The 19,217-nt window shown below is 38.9% G+C and carries 14 protein-coding genes and 1 pseudogene; 11 read left to right on the plus strand and 4 right to left on the minus strand.

Features of this window, described 5'->3' with window-relative positions; genetic code table 11:
* Positions 1–295: 295 nt before the first annotated feature.
* Genes LU293_RS09545 through dusB form a run of 4 tightly spaced genes read left to right on the plus strand, consistent with a single transcriptional unit; the run spans position 296 to position 2,267 of the window.
* Complete coding sequence (locus LU293_RS09545; protein WP_242747636.1) at positions 296–472, plus strand: hypothetical protein; 177 nt, start codon at positions 296–298, stop codon at positions 470–472.
* A gap of 25 nt (positions 473–497) precedes the next feature.
* A complete protein-coding gene (locus LU293_RS09550; protein ID WP_242747638.1) occupies positions 498–818 on the plus strand; it encodes a phage holin family protein in 321 nt (106 codons plus the stop codon).
* Positions 818–1,354 (plus strand): hypothetical protein, encoded by a 537-nt coding sequence (locus LU293_RS09555; RefSeq protein WP_242747640.1) that lies wholly within the window; start codon positions 818–820, stop codon positions 1,352–1,354. Before LU293_RS09550 ends, LU293_RS09555 begins: the two co-directional genes overlap by 1 nt.
* Positions 1,260–2,267: a tRNA dihydrouridine synthase DusB gene (gene dusB / locus LU293_RS09560; RefSeq protein WP_242747642.1), complete on the plus strand. Its 1,008-nt coding sequence runs from the start codon at positions 1,260–1,262 to the stop codon at positions 2,265–2,267. Before LU293_RS09555 ends, dusB begins: the two co-directional genes overlap by 95 nt.
* A 16-nt stretch (positions 2,268–2,283) precedes the next feature.
* Here the strand turns inward: dusB and LU293_RS09565 are convergent, their stop codons facing one another.
* Positions 2,284–2,922 (minus strand): response regulator, encoded by a 639-nt coding sequence (locus tag LU293_RS09565; RefSeq protein ID WP_242747644.1) that lies wholly within the window; start codon positions 2,920–2,922, stop codon positions 2,284–2,286.
* A gap of 208 nt (positions 2,923–3,130) precedes the next feature.
* Here LU293_RS09565 and LU293_RS09570 point away from each other — a divergent pair, with 208 nt between their 5' ends.
* The 5 genes from LU293_RS09570 (at position 3,131) to LU293_RS09590 (ending at position 10,025) form a co-directional block, all read left to right on the plus strand.
* Positions 3,131–4,255, plus strand: a complete 1,125-nt coding sequence (locus tag LU293_RS09570) for a D-alanyl-D-alanine carboxypeptidase family protein (protein ID WP_375540340.1) — start codon at positions 3,131–3,133, stop codon at positions 4,253–4,255.
* A 90-nt stretch (positions 4,256–4,345) separates the two neighbouring features.
* Positions 4,346–4,999, plus strand: a complete 654-nt coding sequence (locus tag LU293_RS09575) for a thiamine phosphate synthase (RefSeq protein ID WP_242747646.1) — start codon at positions 4,346–4,348, stop codon at positions 4,997–4,999.
* A gap of 9 nt (positions 5,000–5,008) precedes the next feature.
* A complete protein-coding gene (gene mfd / locus LU293_RS09580) occupies positions 5,009–8,581 on the plus strand; it encodes a transcription-repair coupling factor (RefSeq protein WP_242747649.1) in 3,573 nt (1,190 codons plus the stop codon).
* Between the two features lie 202 nt (positions 8,582–8,783).
* Positions 8,784–9,476: an epoxyqueuosine reductase QueH gene (locus LU293_RS09585; protein ID WP_242749783.1), complete on the plus strand. Its 693-nt coding sequence runs from the start codon at positions 8,784–8,786 to the stop codon at positions 9,474–9,476.
* 111 nt (positions 9,477–9,587) lie between these two features.
* Positions 9,588–10,025 (plus strand): HIT domain-containing protein, encoded by a 438-nt coding sequence (locus LU293_RS09590; protein WP_242747651.1) that lies wholly within the window; start codon positions 9,588–9,590, stop codon positions 10,023–10,025.
* 14 nt (positions 10,026–10,039) lie between these two features.
* Here the strand turns inward: LU293_RS09590 and LU293_RS09595 are convergent.
* A pseudogene (locus tag LU293_RS09595) lies at positions 10,040–10,189 on the minus strand (class Ia ribonucleoside-diphosphate reductase subunit beta); the annotation flags it as partial.
* 3 nt (positions 10,190–10,192) lie between these two features.
* Between LU293_RS09595 and LU293_RS09600 the strand changes: the two are divergent.
* A complete protein-coding gene (locus LU293_RS09600) occupies positions 10,193–10,507 on the plus strand; it encodes a DarT1-associated NADAR antitoxin family protein (RefSeq protein WP_242747653.1) in 315 nt (104 codons plus the stop codon).
* Positions 10,508–10,535: 28 nt separating this feature from the next.
* On the opposite strand, the gene LU293_RS09605 is transcribed toward LU293_RS09600, so the two are convergent.
* Together LU293_RS09605 and LU293_RS09610 are read right to left on the minus strand one after the other, a co-directional pair.
* Positions 10,536–10,898, minus strand: a complete 363-nt coding sequence (locus LU293_RS09605) for a hypothetical protein (protein ID WP_242747655.1) — start codon at positions 10,896–10,898, stop codon at positions 10,536–10,538.
* The gene (locus tag LU293_RS09610; RefSeq protein ID WP_242747657.1) at positions 10,895–11,125 is read right to left on the minus strand and encodes a hypothetical protein; all 231 of its coding nucleotides are present in this window, start codon (positions 11,123–11,125) and stop codon (positions 10,895–10,897) included. Before LU293_RS09610 ends, LU293_RS09605 begins: the two co-directional genes overlap by 4 nt.
* Positions 11,126–11,664: 539 nt before the next feature.
* Here LU293_RS09610 and LU293_RS09615 point away from each other — a divergent pair.
* Positions 11,665–19,170: an LPD3 domain-containing protein gene (locus LU293_RS09615; RefSeq protein ID WP_242747659.1), complete on the plus strand. Its 7,506-nt coding sequence runs from the start codon at positions 11,665–11,667 to the stop codon at positions 19,168–19,170.
* Positions 19,171–19,217 lie beyond the last annotated feature (47 nt).

Genomic DNA, 19,217 nt, shown 5'->3' on the forward strand with positions numbered 1-19,217 from the left:
GTTATTATAAGATTTAAGGAGATGAGCTAGGGTTTCCCCTAACTCCACCTTAGGCTAAGCCCTTAGGTGCTTGATGTTAGTAAGCTGGCAGGCTATATAACACCAAGATAATCACAATGACTACTCTCATTGGTTATCTCCTGTTGGTTAATGTTCCCTTTTTGGGGCTTCCTTAGTCAAGTGTGCCACCACTTGCTAAGTTGGTGTTATTATAGATTAACCTATAATAAAAGTCAAGTAAATTATACGTTTTCGTGTAAATTGCTTGGCTTTTTTTTCGTTTTTAAGGAGTAACATGTTCATTCAAATTTATGTTTATGACAAGACAACAGGTCAATATCTTTATCAAGACGTGGGCAATCCAAATGGTGTCATACGTGATTTATCCGATGATAAAGATTTTACACTAACCCCACCGCCTGACAACGTCAAGCCTTGGCGTTGGATAGACGATAAGTGGATTGCCGCCTAATGGGCGGTTTTTTATTGGAGAAAACATGACAGAAAACCAGTGGCTTCAAGTCTTAGTCACCTTGCCTTATGTACTTGTGTTATCGCTATTAGGTGGCTTGGCAAGCTTTATCATGCGACTTAATCAAGCAACCGAGCCTAAGCCATTAGGCAAGATATTTTTAAACTTATTTGGTGAACTGTTTTTAAGTGGCTTTGCAGGTCTTACAACCTTTTTACTGTGCCGTGAATGGGAATTATCCTTAAACATCACCGCCGTGGCTGTGGCAATCAGCGGACACTTGGGCGGTAATGCCATTAATCAGTTAACCAAAATCTATGACAACGTAATCAACAAGGGGAGCTAATGCCACCAAAAATCAAACTTAGCTTGTATCGTGGTGATGATACTGCCAAGCGATTTAGATTTACGCAAGGCGATGCACCATACGATACAAGCCAAATTGCAAGGCTTGATTTACAAGCATATACTGAAACTAAAACTAAGCGTACACAAGTGCTGTCATTGTCTAGCGATGACGGCATTTTTATTGTAGATACTGGCGTTATTGTCGTGAACTTTTCGCACGGCATGACAGATAACGCCACATGGTCAATGGCAAAATACGACTTACAAGCAACGATGAAAGATGGGCGTATTAAGACGCTTGTGCAGGGGGTGATAAGCCTTACACAGCCAAGTTTGACCTGTGCCTCGACACGCTCAATTTATTCCTTAGCGAATGATTCTTTACTAAGAGTCTTTGATTGTGTACAATCTGCCAAGCTTAACAATAAACATACCAAAGATGCAACCACACACTTTACTTACTACTTTACAAATAGGCGACGAGATTATAAACAACAGAATCTGGCTGGCACCTATGGCTGGAGTTACGGATAATCCTTTTCGACGTCTTTGCAAGTCTTTTGGGGCAGGGCATGCTGTGAGTGAGATGATGACCTCAGATGCGACATTATTTGCTAATCATAAGACGCTTTATCGTGCCAATTTTGAGGGAGAAATTGCTCCAATTTCAGCTCAAATTGTCGGCTCAGAGCCAGATAAATTAGCAGAATCTGCTCGTTATCAAGTCGCCAATGGTGCTAAGATTATCGATATTAATATGGGCTGCCCTGCTAAAAAAGTATGTCGCAAGCTTGCAGGCTCGGCATTATTGCAGGATGTGGATTTGGTTAAGCGGCTGCTAGAGGCGGTGGTCGGTGCGGTGGATGTGCCAGTTACGCTAAAGACTCGGCTTGGCTTTGAAAATGGTAAAGAAAATATTTTAACTGTCGCAAAGATTGCCGAAAATATCGGTGTTAAGGCACTCACAATTCATGGGCGTACCAGAGAAGATAAGTATTTAGGGGAGGCTCGTTATGATCTTATTGCTCAAGTTAAGCAAAATGCCACAATCCCAATCATCGCTAACGGCGATATTGACAGCCCACAAAAAGCAAAGGCTGTCTTTGACGCCACAGGGGTGGATGCGGTGATGATTGGTCGCTCAGCACAGGGTAAGCCGTGGATTTTTCGTAATATCGCCCATTATTTAAATACAGGCGATTTATTGCCAGACCCTGATATCAATGAGCTTCGTGCTATTGTACTAACTCATTTAGAAGAGCTGTACCGATTTTATGGGGAATATTCTGGCTGTCGTATTGCTCGCAAACATATCGCTTGGTATACGTCAGGTATAGCTAACTCAAATGCCTTTCGTCAGGCGATGTATGCCAAAGAAAGCACAGCAGGGCAATTTAAGGTGGTAGAAGCATTCTTAAAAGAGGCGTATTTTGAGCAAGATAATTGACGATTATACGCCAAAATTACCCACCAATTAGACCATATCTCATCGCCAAATGCGTAAGCTTAACATCGCTATCTACGCCTAATTTCTCAAAAATACGATAACGGTATGTATTGACTGTTTTGACACTAACGAACAGTTTATCAGCGATTTGTTGGGCACTTTGGCAGTTTACCACCATCATTGCCACTTGACGTTCTCTTTGTGATAGAGCATCAAAAGGGGATTGATTTGTCTCACCAAGCACCGCTGCTGCAAGCTCAGAGGCGACGTCATGGCTAAAGTAGCGATTCCCTGAGTGGAGTTTTTTAATCGCCAAAACCATCTCATCAAGTGGCGTTCCTTTTGTGATATAGCCGTTCACGCCTGCCTTTAGTAGCATAGAGGGGTAGGGTTGGGCAGATAGGCTTGATACCGCAAGAATTTTAATGCTGTCATCTATTTGTTTGATTTTTTTAGTAGCATCTACGCCGTTCATGCTTGGCATATTGACATCTAATAAAACCACGTCAGGGCGGTGTGTACGCACCTTACTGACTGCTACATCGCCATCATTTGCTTGAGCGACCACTTCGATATCATGGTCATCATCTAGCATTCGGACAATACCCATACGCACCAAATCATGATCATCTGCCACCAAAACTTTAATCGTCATACCATTCCTTTTGTCTTAATTGCATTTGATTTTATATGCTACTGGGTGATTTTGCAAATAAATTTAGCAAAAAGTAATACAGTGGCAAGATTGGGGTCACAACCGCACTACACTTGGCATCTTTTTGTGATTTTTTGTATTAGGATTTGGTGCTTGTTGGTGATTTATGTTAAACTTAATAAATTAATCTAACTAATAAGGGTGACGCATGAGATCGAATCTAAAAAAATATACGATACAATTAACCATGCTAATGACAGTGGGTGCAGCTTATCAGAATGCTCAAGCTTTCATTGTGGATAATAGCCACCAAAAGACAGTAACTTTATCACGATCTCAATTTAGCCCATCTCAGTCTAGCTCTACCTATGCTGTGACAGCTACTCCTATTACTGAAATTAATCAAGTCATTAAAGCTGAACCAACTCAAACGATTACAAGGCACGCCCCTAAAGTAGTTCAGACGATAACAAAGCCCACCTATACACCTGTAACTACAACCCCTGTCACTGCACAAGCAAGCTCTCAGTTTAGCAGTAGCTATGCCCAAAATGATAGCTTTGAGAACTTTCCTATAACAACAGAATCATCTTCTGTGGCAGTCGTTGACCTACAAACTGGCAAGCTGATATACGGTAAAAACATCGATCATCAGCGTTCAATCGCTTCGGTGTCTAAAGTAATGACGGCTATGGTGATTTTAGATTCTGGTCTTGATATGCGTGAAGAGATTACTTTGATTGCGTCAGACTTAGTTGGGGCAAAAAAAGCAAGTACCAAACTAAAAGCAGGCGATAGAATGAGTCGTTCTGAGCTGACATTATTAATGCTTATGAAATCTGAAAATCCTGCTGCCAAGGCTTTAGCACGCACCTACACAGGCGGTTATGATGCCTTTATTAGGGCTATGAATCAAAAAGCATACAGTCTAGGTATGTATCAAACAAGCTTTGCTGACTCATCTGGGTTAAATCCGAATAATAAGTCATCTGCCAGCGACTTGGTGAAGATGATGACAGCAGTAAGCAGTCAGCCGCGTTATCAGACAATTCGCAACTTCTCAACTGCACCAAGCTATGATTTTTATATTGCAAATGACATCTTAGGCGATCGTGTTCTTAAGTCAAATAACACAAGTCGCCTTGTGCGTGCAGGTGCTTATCCTATCGGCGTGTCAAAGACAGGTTACATTCGTGAGGCGGGCTATTGCGTCGTCATGGAAACGCACGTTAATAACCGTCCTGCCATTGTTGTACTGCTTGGGGCAAAAGCTTCTAACAGTCGCTGGAATGATGCCGAGAACATTTTAACTGAGCTTGCCTATCGTAATTGATAGAGCATTATCTTGTAAGCCGCCTAAATCCGTTGGGCGGTTTTGTTTTGGTGATAATTTGGTTATAATGCAGTAAATATGGAGCTAATCATGAAAAACACACCACCAAAACTATACTTATTAACCAATGACGATGAAATTACGACATTGATGGATAAGCTTGAGCGTGCCTTTGATACAGGGGCGATATCTGTTTTGCAGATTCGCCGCAAAAAAACGTTACAGCAGTATGATTTGGCGACTGTATATCGAGAGGCTGAGCTGTTAATTAGCCTTGCTTATGACTATGATATTGATGTGATTATTAATGATGATTTACAACTGGCATCGCATTTTTGTACAGGGTTACATCTAGGGCAACGTGATGGCAGTGTGCGTGTAGCTCGTGAACTTTTGGGGAATGATGTGATTATCGGACGCACCTGTCATTCTGATATGGCATTATTTAAAGAAGCAAAAAAGCAAGGTGCCAGCTATGGAGCGATGGGTACGGTTTTTACTTCCTTAACCAAGCCTAGAGCGTCTCTTGTGCCTATTGAGATACTACAAAAAGCAGCCCAAACAGACTTTGCACTTTGTGCCATTGGTGGCATTACACTAGATAATGTTGATTATCTTAGAAATCAGATGGGTGATTTACCACTGTCTTATATTGCTGTTACTGCTGATATCATGGGGCATAGTCATGACACCATCGCCAAAAAATGCAGAGCATGGCAAATTAAACTAAATCAATGGTACTAAGATATGCATATGCCACAGATTAATATTCCAACCCTAAAAGACGCCCATACCGCCCATGTTCAGAATCTAGAAGGATTAGCATTTGCGTTTTGGCTATCTGGCTTTATAAAAGTGCAGGCAGACACCTTACATGTTGTTATCGCAGATACCCAAGAAAGACTGTATCAGCTTGAGCATGAATTGCGATTTTTTGGGGTTGTTGCTCATAGTTTTGCCGATTATGAAACGCTTGTTTATGATCAGCTGGCTGTACACCAAGATATTATCTCAGAACGCATTCATTTGCTAACCAATATGCCAAAAAGCGGCGTGCTTTTGGTGAGTGTTCAGACATTAATGCAAAGAATCTGCCCGCCCCAATTTCTACTAGGTCATCATTTTGATTTACGTGTAGGGGATAGCTTTGATATTGACAGCGAGCGAGAACGCTTGATTAAGGCAGGCTATCGTCATGTAGATAATGTGTTTGAGGCGGGTGAGTTTGCTATTCGTGGTAGTGTCGTGGATATTTTTGCGATGGGTCAGGCATTGCCATTTCGCTTAGATTTATTTGACGATGAGATTGAGTACATTAAGTTTTTTGACCCCCAAAATCAAAGAACGTTATCTGATGAGGCTTTAGATAAATTAAAAAAAGACAGCTTAGCTCATAATAATGATTTTGAGTACAGCCGTCTGCCTGATAAGCCAAAGACTGATGAGTTTATGGTACTGCCTGCTCGTGAGTTTGCTTTAGTAGATGGGCGTGAGAATTTTCGCCAAAATTTTGCTAAGATTTTTGGCGATGTGTCTGCTCGTAAAGTGGAGCTATACATAGATGTTTTGGCAGGTATTGCTCCTGCTGGTATTGAATATTATGCACCGCTGTTTTTTGACTTAGATGAATGGCAAGCAAGTGGGACGCTGTTTGATTATTTACCAAAAAATACGTCGATGATTATGATGGGTGATGTGGCGCATCATCACACCCAAGTGTGGGATCAGCTACAAGCACGCTACCATAATTATGGACATGATAAGCAAACACCAATCTTAGCACCAAAATGGCTATTTTTGCCATTTAATGAGTTTTTTGCACGGCTAAAGCCTTTTGCCAAGGTGCAGTTTGACAAAAAAGCCTGTGCTAACGATGCTTTTATAGGTTGGCAGAATTCTCTTGTGCCAAGTGTGAGCATTAACCATAAACAAAGCGAGCCATTAGCAGATCTTTTGCAGTTCCTCCAACATGCCAACCAAAAAACCTTGATCGTTGCTGAAAGTGCGGGGCGGCGAGAAATTTTATTGGAGCTTTTAAAGGATAAAGTTCGTGTAACGGTTGTGGCAGATTTTAATGAGTTTTTGGGCGATTTGTCTAACTTTAATGAAAATCATATCGCCTTGACAGTTGCTCCTATCGAGCAAGGCTTAATGCTGCATAATAATGCAACGACAATCTGTGTGCTTAGTGAAGCCCAAATTTTTGGTAGACAGATTACCACAACCCAAAGACGAACTCGCACCATGTCGCAAGCATTAATTGTTAAGTCAGTTAGCGAGATGAGTAAGGGTAGTTTGGTGGTGCATATCGAGCATGGCATAGGTCGCTATCAGGGGCTTACCATGCTTGACTTAGGCGATGGTGAACAAGAGTTTATCCACCTAAAATATGCCGATGATGCCAGCATTTATGTGCCAATCACTCAGCTTGCCTTGATAGGGCGATACAGCGGAACTGACAGTGAGGCGGTACAATTATCTAAGATTGGCAGTGGTAAATGGGATAAAGCTAAGCAAAAAACGCTTGAGCAGATTTATGATGTGGCAGCCGAGCTTTTAAATGTGCAAGCACGCCGTAACGCCAAAAGCGGTATCAGTTTTGATATAGATATGCAAAGCTATGAGCTGTTTGCCAGCAGTTTTGAGTATGAAGAAACGATCGATCAGATGGTCGCTATTGATAATATCTTGCATGACATGAAGCAAAATAAGCCGATGGATAGGCTGATTTGTGGCGATGTTGGCTTTGGTAAGACCGAGGTTGCAATGCGAGCGGCATTTGTCGCAGTGCAAGCAGGCTATCAAGTAGCGGTGCTTGTGCCAACCACGCTACTAGCCGGGCAGCACGAGGATAGCTTTAAGACCAGATTTGCCGATTGGGCGGTGCGTATTGAAAGCTTGTCTCGATTCGTCAGTAAAAAATCCCAAGACGCAGTGCTTGCTGATCTGGCAGCAGGTAAGGTGGATATTGTTATCGGCACACATAAGCTATTACAAGATGATGTTAAGTTTAAAAATCTAGGCTTGATGATTATTGATGAAGAGCACCGTTTTGGCGTGCGTCATAAAGATAAGATTAAGGCAATGCAATCAGATGTAGATAGCCTATCTATGACGGCAACGCCCATTCCACGCACGCTAAACATGGCATTATCAGGCATGCAAGATATCTCTATTATCGCCACACCGCCTGCCAGACGGCTTGCGATTAAGACATTTGTTACCCCAAAGTCAGACATCGCCATCAAAGAGGCAATGCTGCGTGAAATATTGCGTGGCGGTCAGGTGTATTTTTTGCACAATGATGTGGCAAGCATTGAAACAATGGCAGAAACGCTAAAAGAACTCGTTCCACAAGCACGTGTCGGCGTGGCACATGGGCAAATGCCAGAACGAGAATTATCAGCGGTGATGAGTGATTTTTATCATAAGAGATTTAATGTACTGATTGCCAGCACGATTATTGAGACAGGTATTGATGTGCCAAATGCCAATACCATCATCATCAACCGTGCCGATAAATTTGGTCTAGCTCAGCTGCATCAGCTCCGTGGGCGAGTGGGACGCTCACACCATCAGGCGTATTGTTATTTGCTTGTGCCTTCATTAAAGGGCTTGACAGCAGATGCTAAGAAACGCTTGGAAGCGATTAGCCGTGCTAATACGCTTGGGGCAGGGTTTGTGCTTGCCAGTGAAGACTTAGAAATTCGTGGGGCAGGCGAGATTTTGGGTAAGGAGCAATCAGGTAATATGCAGACCATTGGCTTTGGGCTATATATGGATATGCTTGAGCGTGCCACTAAAGCAATCAAGCAAGGCAAAACGCCTAACCTTGCAACACCGCTTGAGTTAGTCAGTGATATCAATGTGCATGCATCTGCCTTAATCCCTGACGATTATTTAGGCGATGTGTCAGAGCGGCTACTATTTTATAAGCGTATTAGCAATCTTGATGAAATTGATGAGCTTAATGACATCAAAACTGAGATGATTGATCGATTTGGTGCATTGCCTATCCCAACAAAGACACTATTTGCTGTCCACGCCCTACGAATTAAGGCTCATGCCTTAGGTATCGGTAAGATTGACGCAAATGCAAAAGCGATTACCCTTGAGTTTAATCAAGATACACCCGTTGATGGTCTGGCAATCGTTAAGCTTATCCAGTCCGTTGATAAAGATGGTAGTTACCGCATGAATGGAGCGATGGGAGTGAGATTTAGTACAAAAGTTGAGATGAGCTTAGAGCAAAGAATGGCGAAAGTTGGCGAGATGCTGCATTATTTTTATCAAAGCATCCATGATGACAAAAGGCAGTCGGTGTGATGATAATGACACGGCTGGCAAGCCTATGCTTGAGTGGATTTTAAGTAGGCAGATAAAATGGTCTATGCTATAATTAACAGTTAATTTAAATTTATCATATATGAAGATTATGACAAAAGTAAAAGCAAAGCAGGTCTTTGACCGAGATTATCCCAATAAAGCCATTAAAACCATCACCTTAGATGACATCGCCAAAGATGTGATGACAGTGTTTGACAAGCCTGATGATGCTGATATTGTCGTCAGTGATATTTTGCGGGAAAAACTTATCCCGCCAAATGGTCAAAATAAAGTGTTACTGCATTCTTGCTGTGCTCCTTGTTCAGGAGAAGTTATGGAAGCTATGCTAGCAAGCGGCGTGGATTTTACCATTTATTTTTATAATCCCAACATTCACCCTAAAAAAGAGTACGAAATTCGCAAAAACGAAAATATTGCTTTTGCCAAAAAACACGGTATTCCTTTTGTGGACGCTGATTATGATATGGATAACTGGTTTGAGCGTGCAAAAGGCATGGAAAATGACCCTGAGCGTGGCAGACGCTGCACCATGTGTTTTGATATGCGGTTTGAGCGGACAGCGTTATATGCCCATGAGCATGGATTTCCTGTGATTACCAGCTCGTTGGGGATTTCTCGTTGGAAAAACATGGCACAGATTAATGATTGCGGGGTGCGTGCTGCCAGTCCTTATGATGATGTGGTGTACTGGGAGTATAACTGGCGTAAAGGCGGTGGGAGTTCTCGCATGATTGAAATTAGTAAGCGTGAGCATTTTTATCAGCAAGAATACTGTGGCTGTGCTTACTCTATGCGTGATAGCAATAACTACCGCCGAAGTGTGGGGCGTGAGCCGATTAAAATTGGCGTCAAATATTATGGTGATGAAGAATAACACCGATTATCATAACCTTATGGGTAAAATTGATTTGTGCATTGCCATGATAAGTCCACAATTTATGCTATAATTTAATGAATTTTAAATAAAAATAAGAGAAAATAAATCATGTTTCAATTACATCCAACACTTGCTAAAGATACGTTTTTGGTAGGTGATTTTCCGTTATCTACTGTGCGTTTGATGAACGACTGCCAGTTTCCTTGGCTAATTTTGGTGCCACGTGTATCAGGCGTTAAAGAAATTTATGAGCTGTCGCACGTTGATCAAGTGCAGTTTTTGCGTGAATCAAGCTGGGTATCTAGTCAGATGGCGAAGATTTTTGGTGCAGATAAGATGAATGTTGCTGCACTTGGCAATCAAGTGTCTCAGCTGCATTTTCATCACATCGTCCGCTATCAAAACGACGCTAAATGGCCAAATCCTGTATGGGGCTCGCCTGCTATTCCCTATACCGCAGAAGTATTACAGCATATGCAACAGACACTGATGATAACCTTACGTGGTCACCACGAAATGCCTTTTGATTGGAAGATGAGTGTTTAGAGATTAAGGCAGGATTATAGTTGGAAGCTGTTGAGATTTATATCATCAAGATTTGCGTCAATCTGCCCTACTAAATAGGTGGTAATTTCTGTTTCTTGTGGGGCAACTTGCACATTATCCGATGATAGCCAAGTGTTAATCCATGGTATTGGGTTAGATTTAGTAGGATGTTCTATGGTAGTAAGTGGGAACTAAATCCCACAACTGCTTTTTATGATTGGCTGTATATCAATGCACTAAACCAAAACAAACAGTACCATCATGAGCTGTTAAGCTACCAAGCATTTACTGACATTGAATTCAACCCTGAAAAATCCATTAACTGCCAAGCCTATTCTGTGGCGATGTTTGTTGCCTTAGCAAAGAATGATATGCTCGGTGTATTAAAAGATAAAGAAGCATTTTTAGGTTTGTATCAAAAATACAAGATAGATAACACAACCAAATACCATAAAGAATTAAAACAGACAAGCCTACTATAAACCAAATAAACCAAGCATATCACTTGGTTTATTTTAATGTATTAAGGGTAGGTAGTCTAAACGGTGGGTGATAATCTAAATCTACAAGGACGATATAATCATCATAGCGTTGGTAATGTAACACATATTTACTGGTACAATCACCATACTCACCTACATACTCAGGTATGCCGATGTGGTAATGCCATAGATGATGTTGTTGTGCAAATCTGACATCATCAAGCCAAGTATATTTATGTCTAGGTACATTGTCTGATGACTTATTTCGTCCTATCAAACCTACCAATCCATACGCTTCAATATGCTTAACAAAAGTAGCAATCTTGGTTAGGTCATCATCACTTAACTTATCTAAGATATTTAAAAAGTGATTGGTATAGCTTACTTTCATCGTGAACGTACCCAAGCAACAAATTCTGTATTAGAATTAAACTTTGGTGCTTCTACAATACCACTGTTGATAGAAGCAAGAATACGTTCTTTATTAAAAGGGAAATCTTCCATATCACGCAACAACACATACTCTGCATATTCTTGTATGCTTAGGTCATGTGCTTTGGCTTGATGTTCAAAAGCACCTTGTAATTCATCAGGGATACTTACCATAAACTGTAACATATCAGCTCCTTAATTATTATCTTAGTATAACCCAAATTTAGTATAACCCAAATCAAAACCAAGTAATAATAACTAATTATTATATTAAATATAAAACCAATAGTATAAGGTTATAAAAACCACATGAGATAAAAGAATAAAAGATATTAAAAATAAACACTTATTATATTATTTAATATTTAACCGTAACACATAAACCATAATAACACTTCACTCATTCGCTATCGCTCATGGCTGGTTTGACGCAAGCTAACGGAATGTAAGGTGGTGTAAGTTGTGTGATGATGATATAGTAAATTTATATAATATATGATAATACAGGGGGTATTTGATAGATTAGGTCATCTAGATGGGTAGTAGGGTGTGAAAAAACAGCTCGTAGTATAGATTACTTAAAATACATTTGTCAATGCTATTTTTGTATTAATGTTATTATGCTATTGTAACAAAGACATGATTGCTGTAATCATGTCTTTTTTATTGTCTAAACAAAATATGCTGTAACCCTTAGGGTGTACGGAGCAGGTATTGCAAATACGGTGAATACAGTACAAGATGGCTTGGTTGATGCTATTAGAACAGAGTATGAAAACATCAGTAAGCTTGTTCGTAAGAATGACTACACACAAGCAACTGAAAGAGCCTTAAAGCTACAAGAGCAGTTAAGAGTACTATTAGCAGACCCTAATTTTAATCTACCTAATGCTGACCAGCTACTATCAAAACAAACGTGGCTTGATGCACAACCTTCTACAGGCTGGTATGCTAACCCTAAAAATAAATATAGAGTATTTAACCTAGAGCAACAGCTTAGAGCTAATACGTCATGGGTGTTAAAAGAAATTTTTGATACAGCACGTATGTCTTATATGGGTGAGATGATACAGACTCAACACGATAATACAGCATTAGCAGAAAGAGCTACTAATATCTATATACGTGTCTTTGATGAAAAAGTAAAACAAGTAATTGAGCAAAATAAACAACAAGCCAACACACCACAGCAAGCTGATGCTATAAACTTAAGCATAGAGCAATACCAACAAATCCAAGAAGAGCTTAAAGCGATATTCCCAAGCATTAAAACCCCGTTTATTGGTGAAAATGCTTTAGATTGGACAGATAATGGGTATCACCCTGTTAAGAGTGTAGAAACCTTACAAGAAGACCTAAGCAGTGAGCCACTAACTAGAGATAGCAATGGCAATATAAATTATCATCAGCTATCAGCAAGTATGCGTAAGATGGTGTTTAAGGGTTTAGCAACAACGTCATTCCAAACCCAAAGCGTAGATGCTTATGTCACAGCAATCACAAGCTCTGGTGGTGGACACCCTAATAACCACATATCTATGAATAACCACGATAGTAACAGCGGTGGTATTCATTTTGTTACAGATATGGCTAAAGCCCAAAATAAAGCATTCTTTTATGGTTTAGCTACTTATCATGCTAATGAAGCTACCTTAGATGCCTTTTTGCGAACTATATTAGGTGCATTAAACACTTATCAAGGTAAGAAACCACCTATAGCATTAGTTGGTTCTTCTACAGGAAATATAGATTCCTTACTTAATCTTGTGAAAACTACCAAACAACAAGAGCTAGCTAAACTAAAAGGCTTACTAGCTTTACAAAAAATTCAGCAATACGCTACAGAAGGGGGTGAGTACCTTGTTGCAGGTGAAGATAGAACCTTTGTGATAAAGCAGATTGAAGCTTTAGAAGAACGGTTTGAAGACTACGAAAAACAAGCCAAGCAGATTCACACAGCTTATAAGGCACTAGCTAAAAAGCAAAATAATGGTGAACAAACAAATAAAGCTGTGACTAAACCTAACTTAAAAGAAAGCTTAACTCTTAGTGAGAGAAATGGTAGTGTTATCAACATCTGGCACGGCTCTAATGAGAACGCTAATTTATCTAACTTGGCTTTAAGACCATTTACTGCTAAGAATGGTAGAAAATACCAATCTGTAGAACACTTCTACCAAAGCCATAAAACAGGTAAATTTGATGAAACCATCTATGGAAATGTGGGTTGGTTTAAAGCAGGAACTAAGATAAAAAAAGGGACAGCAAAGACAGAAAATGACTTTAATATTAAGCTAATGAAAGCAGGTATTAAAATGTCATTTGAGCAAAACCCAAGAGCATTACGAGAACTATTAGCAACAGGTAATGCTACCTTAACGCATACCCAAGAAACAGGTATGTGGAGAGAGATGTTCCCTAAACTTTTAATGGAAGTTAGAGATGAGTTAGGACAAGTAGAGCAACAAGAAAGTACTGATAACCTAGTTAAAGAGACTAAAGCATATTTTGATAAATACTTAAAAGGTAAATCGTTCGATACCGTGATTGGTAAAGTTCATGTATTGGGAAGTAGCTGGCAGAAGAAGTTGAAGCATGGAATAAAAACAGACCACCTAAGAGCTAAGGCAATTCCGTTTATCCCTGATATTCTTACTAAAGGTGTTTATGAAGGTAAGCAGGATTTGGGGAAAATAAGAAATGATACTTACGTTGCTTTCCACTCTTTTACAAAAGAGTTAGACATCGATGACGAAAAAGTATTCGCAAGATTATTGGTAGGTGAAAGGGCAAATAATGAGTATAAATTTGTAGCTTATAGTATTTACCCTAAAAAAGAGAACTCCGATATTGGTGATTCTGGAGACTTAGCCAGAGCCGTATCGGAGTTCGAAGATAGTGTAGCAAACCAAGATGAAGATGTCAAACCAACCCTAACAGGTAAATCTCCTTACTTGGCTAAAGACCAAGCTAAATCTGACATAGCTAATAAGTTTATTGGTTTTGGGGCAAAAGGTAGTTCTACTGATGTATATAGACAAGATTGGGGCAATAAAGCCAATACAGGGAGCTATACAAGTACAGATAAGGTATTTGTATCTATAAATGGTAAACGCCCTAACAGGATAGGTGTAGAAGCATATAAAGCAGAACTGGATTTAGCCATTCAAGCAGGTGCTGTACTCATTACTGATAAAGCGTATGATAGAAATAGACCCTTTAATGTAGGGGAAAGGGAAGTAGCTGAGTACTTAAATCAAAAAGGGTATGTAGAAACTTCAGATGGTATTTGGGGTAGGGCATCTAATGAATCTAAAGACGTGAAATACCAAGCTAATAGCTTTGGTGAAAGACCAAACTTAAAAGATGTAGCTGATATTGATGTCGTTGAGATAAACGCTAAAGAGCTTGGCTTTAAGCAAACTAAACAATTAGCTGATGAAATTTTAAGACAGCTACAACAAACAGACGCAATATACAACCATGATACTGGCTGGAATTTACAGGTAGGTAAAAAAGACCGTAAAAAGATGGGAGATAATAATAATCTATCCCACGCTACTAGCCAAGCGGTACAAGGTATAAAAGAGCTTGTAAGAAATGCTGTTGTTGCTGAAACTCACCAAGACGTTAAGCATGGTAATGAAAGAGTTACGGCAATACATAGAATGTATGTTCCTGCAGACATCAATGGGCAATTACACCGTGTTAAATTGACTATTAAAGATTACAGCTTAAATGATGGTACAAAAAGAAAAAATCTCCATGCTATTGAAGCGATAGAGATTGAAAATGCCCTGCTGGGAACTCTGCCACCCGATGCTACCAATGGGGTAATTCAAGGGGTAGCTCAACCAACCACAGGGCATAAACTAAGTATAGTTAATCTTTTAAAAGGAGTCAAGCACGATGGAGATGATGGGGTGTTTTTTGATACAGCACCTACAAGACGTCTTGGTTTTAAAGATTTAGAAACAGACAAATTACAAGCACAGAATGTAATAGCATCTGACACAGACATTAGAGTAAATAACACACAAGTGCTAAAGCGTCTGTTAATATCTAAATTTGATAAAGAAGATACCACACATCTGTATGCTCGTCAGCATTTACGAAACGTACTTGCTCTAGTTCAACCAATCAACCCTACGGTTGAAATTAAAGTAACAGCAGATGGGGATTATCAAGGTGTGTATGATATATCAGATAATACCATTACGATTAGTGAAACGTACGCAAATACAGCAAGCTATAAAAACTTAGTGGGTGTGTTAACTCATGAGTTAGGACACGCCACAACCATGCAACGCTTAAGAGATATTCGTGCAGGTAAAGTGACTTCACCTAAAGTACTACAAGCTTTAAACCATCTTATCAATAAACGAAACACCATCTTAACTGAACTAAATAAAGCAGGTGTAGCTTTAAGTGATAAACAAGCTTATATCCTAGAAGCAGGGAAGTATAGCGATGAAAATCAGTATGGGATAGAAGAGCTTATCAGTCATGTCTTAGGTAACGATGTAGAAGCTTTACGTTTATTAACTGAGTATGGGGGTAATAAGACAGACTTATCCAAAAATACCAAAGGGATTAAAGCCTTTATAAATGCAGTTAAAAACTTATTTACACCAAACTTGGATAATAAAAAAGCTCAAGGTAAAAAGCAGTTTGAAGCTCAGTATTCAGACTTTATGGGTGCATTAATAGAGCTTACCCAACCACTAGATGACATATCAGATAACACAGACCTTACACCAAATGGTTTAGATTTATTAGATGAGTTAACAACTCAAGATGTCACAACCCAAGTGATTGCTAACCATAAACTAGCTGCTCATGCTTATTTTAATGAAGCAGATGAAGTTTACGCTCACTATCAAGATGTGGCTCATAAATCCACGATTGAAGTGCTTAAACAACTTCCTAAAGGTAACATTAGTGAGACGCATAACGCTAAGCTAGATGGTTTAATAGATACACTACTTTCCAGCTTTTATAATAAACACCACAATGCTAGTGCCTTATTGGCTAACCAAGATAAACTAGATAAAGCGATAATAAGTGATGATAACCAAGTGCTTAGTCATGGCTTTAACTTAAGTGCAAAAGAACTGGCAAGTTATCAAGCAGTAAAAGCTGTGTTAGATAGCTTTGGGAATGCACAGCGTCATGAAGCCTATCAAGAGCTACGGCATATCTATGAAGAAATGCTAGATAACAAGGCAGGGTATCAGCAATTTATAAACTCTGATAACCCAACCAAAGATGATATTGAGCTGGCTAAAAAACAGTATGATTTTTTATTTCCTAAAAAAGAAACTGACCATACACCAGCACATAGATTGGTTGCACTTAGTTTAACCAGTGAGCAGATGTACAATCTGTTAAACCAAAAACGTCAAATATTAAAAAATAAGTCTGATAATCAAAGCTGGTTTGATAAAGCTATGGGGTTATTTAAAACACTATTAGATGTGCTACTACAAAAAGTGAAAGGGGATAAGTCTAAGCCTATTAATGCACAGATTGATTTTTTGGTAAATAAACTAACAAAATTAGATGAGCATTATAGATTACAAAGTCTAAGACGCTCTGATAAGCTATGGGAGTACAGAAAGTTTATTACTGTACCTGCTAATAAAGCGGTGAAAGGGGCACTTGATGTGGGTAAATCAGTTACTGTGGCTGTATTTCCTAAAACACAGACTTATTTTGATGCTGTGGTAAAAACACCATCACAGATTGCACGAGACATATCAAATGCCATCAATGCGTCAGATTCGTCTGATAAACCACTAGGCACACTAAGAGAGCTGATGAATGAATATGGTACAACAACCATCATGCAAAAGCTTATGACTCGTATGCTAGCAACAACTCAAAGCATAGGACAAGAACGAGAGTTAACACGAGCTTCTACCAAGAGTCAGTTACTGGCATTTTTTAAGGATAAGCCTACAGCAAACCAAGCACAAGCAATAACTAAGGGGCTATATGAGACAGACGCAAGTAGCTTACTTAATTATCATGATATGGATACCACGCTTGGGTTAATCGTAAATCATAGCTTACGAGATGGGCGTATCACAGCGATACGTAATCAGATTACACATAACTTTCAGCTAAACTTAGATGAGATAAATGGGATTATTAAAGCAACAATGGTCGCTGCTCGTAAAATGTATGATGGGGCAACTTTAGCAGATTATTTCTCAAATCCTGAGTTAATTGCCTTTACTTATAATAAACCAAATAATAAAGAATTAATTGGTTTAATTGATGAGCTAACCACGCTTACTGCGTTACGTTATTCACACGATGGTGTATATAAAAAAGCAGATATGAGTGAGCTTATCGCATTAATCCAAAATGATGAAGATGCCATTCGTCAAGTTTTAAAGCACCATCATACGCATATGACTGCATTTAAAACACAAGAATTTGCATCAAATCCTTTTAGTTTTACCAAAGGCTATACACCTGAGCTATATGATGAGCTAAGAGCGGTAAAAGCTGTAACAGGTGAAGAGCTTCAAGAATACTTAAATAAAGGATGGGCGTTAGAAACACCTGATGGGATAAAACAAGATGACTTTGATGATACACATACACGCTATTTGGTAACAACAGCAGATGCTGGTAAACCCCATTATCAATCAGGTGTGTTAGAGTTATCTGATACCCATGCTAAAGGTACGGTGGTTTATGAAGATTCTATACAAGTTGCTCAGATAGTTAAAAAACAAATCAAAGAGCGAGCTTTACATAATAAAGAAGTAAGCTGGCAATCTTTTAGTCCTTTTGATGAAGATACAAATCCAAAGGGTAGATTTATTGCATCTTATAATCCAGATGGTTCAGTTGCAAATCTACATTATGAGATGGAATCTAAAACAAGAGATAGACTGCTAAACCGTAATTTAAATTTTAGTGACATTATGGGTTCTATGGTAGGTAACACACAAGCCAAACAACCAATGAGAGAACATCAAAGAGATATTGTGCGTGCATTACATAAAGACTATACAGATGCAATGAAATCACCAGATGCTAATATGTTGGATTTTTTGGTATTAACACCTGATTCTTCTGACCCACAAATTGCAGAGCATTACAGATTACTACCTTATAGTTTTAAAGATGAAGCCAATAAGTTATTTGGATATAACCGTCCTATTTATATTCGTAAAGATATTTATAATATGGTACTAGGCTATAGACGAGTAAGTTTAGCTAATGTGTGGGATAAACCAGAAAACGAGCTTAATGAGTTTGAAAAACGATTTAAAAATCTGGTTACATCTAAATGGGGTGATAAAGCACGTGGTAGAGTGTTATGGACAGGTAAACATTGGGGTGCTTTAGTTAAACAAGTACAAAAATCTTGGGTAGTACGTAATCCATCTACATTAAAAGGTAATGTGATTTCTAATGCACTACTGTTAAGCTTAAAAGGTGTAAATCCAAAAGAAGTGATAACAGGTCATGTACGAGTATGGAAACATGGTAAAGAGTATCGTGACCTTGTCACTAAGGTAGCTCGTATTAAGGTACAACTAGAAGCAGGTACAGCTAATCAAGACCATCTACTAAGACAGCTAACAAACCTAACAGCAAGCATTAATTCACATTATTTACATAAGTTTATGCAAGCTGGTTTGATGAGTACGATTGTAGAAGACATTTCAGATGATAAAGGTCAATACACGTCAGCTTTAACGCGTAAGTTAGATAAATTTTATAATAATTTACCTAAGCCTTTAAAAGCTACGTTAGATTTTGTGTTTATTACTGAAGATTCTAAGTTGTATAAAGCTCTTTATGATGCAACGCAATTTAGTGACTTTGCTGCTAAAGTGTTATTAATGGAGCAATTAATGAAAGAAGGACATAGTTTTAATTATGCTTATAGTGAAGCTCAAGATGCCTTTATTGCTTTTGATGTGCCTACCAGTAAGTATATGGATTATGCAAATCGTATTGGTTTATTTATGTTTACTAAGTGGGCAATACGCTTTCAACGAGTGCTTGAAAAGCAATTTAAGAAAACACCAGCATCTGTCATAATGCAACACCTGTTAATAGAGAAGTTTACTGATGAAGCAGGTATTGCTAATCCTTGGGTAGGATTTGATATTATCTCTGGGAATACTGGTTTAGAAGATGGTGCATTTGGTTTATTAGATGCCTATTTACATACGCCTGTGATAGACCATATCGTTGATTAGGGAAAAACCATAATAAAATAAATTAAATAAACCCACTTAATTGGTGG

This window comes from Moraxella nasovis (assembly GCF_022701215.1).
In the GTDB taxonomy this organism is placed as follows: domain Bacteria; phylum Pseudomonadota; class Gammaproteobacteria; order Pseudomonadales; family Moraxellaceae; genus Moraxella; species Moraxella nasovis.

Bases quoted from the DNA above. Each gene is read 5' to 3' on its own strand.
- LU293_RS09545 (WP_242747636.1), top strand. From the start codon at position 296: ATGTTCATTCAAATTTATGTTTATGACAAGACAACAGGTCAATATCTT.
- LU293_RS09550 (WP_242747638.1), top strand. From the start codon at position 498: ATGACAGAAAACCAGTGGCTTCAAGTCTTAGTCACCTTGCCTTATGTA.
- LU293_RS09555 (WP_242747640.1), top strand. From the start codon at position 818: ATGCCACCAAAAATCAAACTTAGCTTGTATCGTGGTGATGATACTGCC.
- dusB (WP_242747642.1), top strand. From the start codon at position 1,260: ATGCAACCACACACTTTACTTACTACTTTACAAATAGGCGACGAGATT.
- LU293_RS09565 (WP_242747644.1), bottom strand. From the start codon at position 2,922: ATGACGATTAAAGTTTTGGTGGCAGATGATCATGATTTGGTGCGTATG.
- LU293_RS09570 (WP_375540340.1), top strand. From the start codon at position 3,131: ATGAGATCGAATCTAAAAAAATATACGATACAATTAACCATGCTAATG.
- LU293_RS09575 (WP_242747646.1), top strand. From the start codon at position 4,346: ATGAAAAACACACCACCAAAACTATACTTATTAACCAATGACGATGAA.
- mfd (WP_242747649.1), top strand. From the start codon at position 5,009: ATGCCACAGATTAATATTCCAACCCTAAAAGACGCCCATACCGCCCAT.
- LU293_RS09585 (WP_242749783.1), top strand. From the start codon at position 8,784: ATGACAGTGTTTGACAAGCCTGATGATGCTGATATTGTCGTCAGTGAT.
- LU293_RS09590 (WP_242747651.1), top strand. From the start codon at position 9,588: ATGTTTCAATTACATCCAACACTTGCTAAAGATACGTTTTTGGTAGGT.
- LU293_RS09600 (WP_242747653.1), top strand. From the start codon at position 10,193: ATGTTCTATGGTAGTAAGTGGGAACTAAATCCCACAACTGCTTTTTAT.
- LU293_RS09605 (WP_242747655.1), bottom strand. From the start codon at position 10,898: ATGAAAGTAAGCTATACCAATCACTTTTTAAATATCTTAGATAAGTTA.
- LU293_RS09610 (WP_242747657.1), bottom strand. From the start codon at position 11,125: ATGTTACAGTTTATGGTAAGTATCCCTGATGAATTACAAGGTGCTTTT.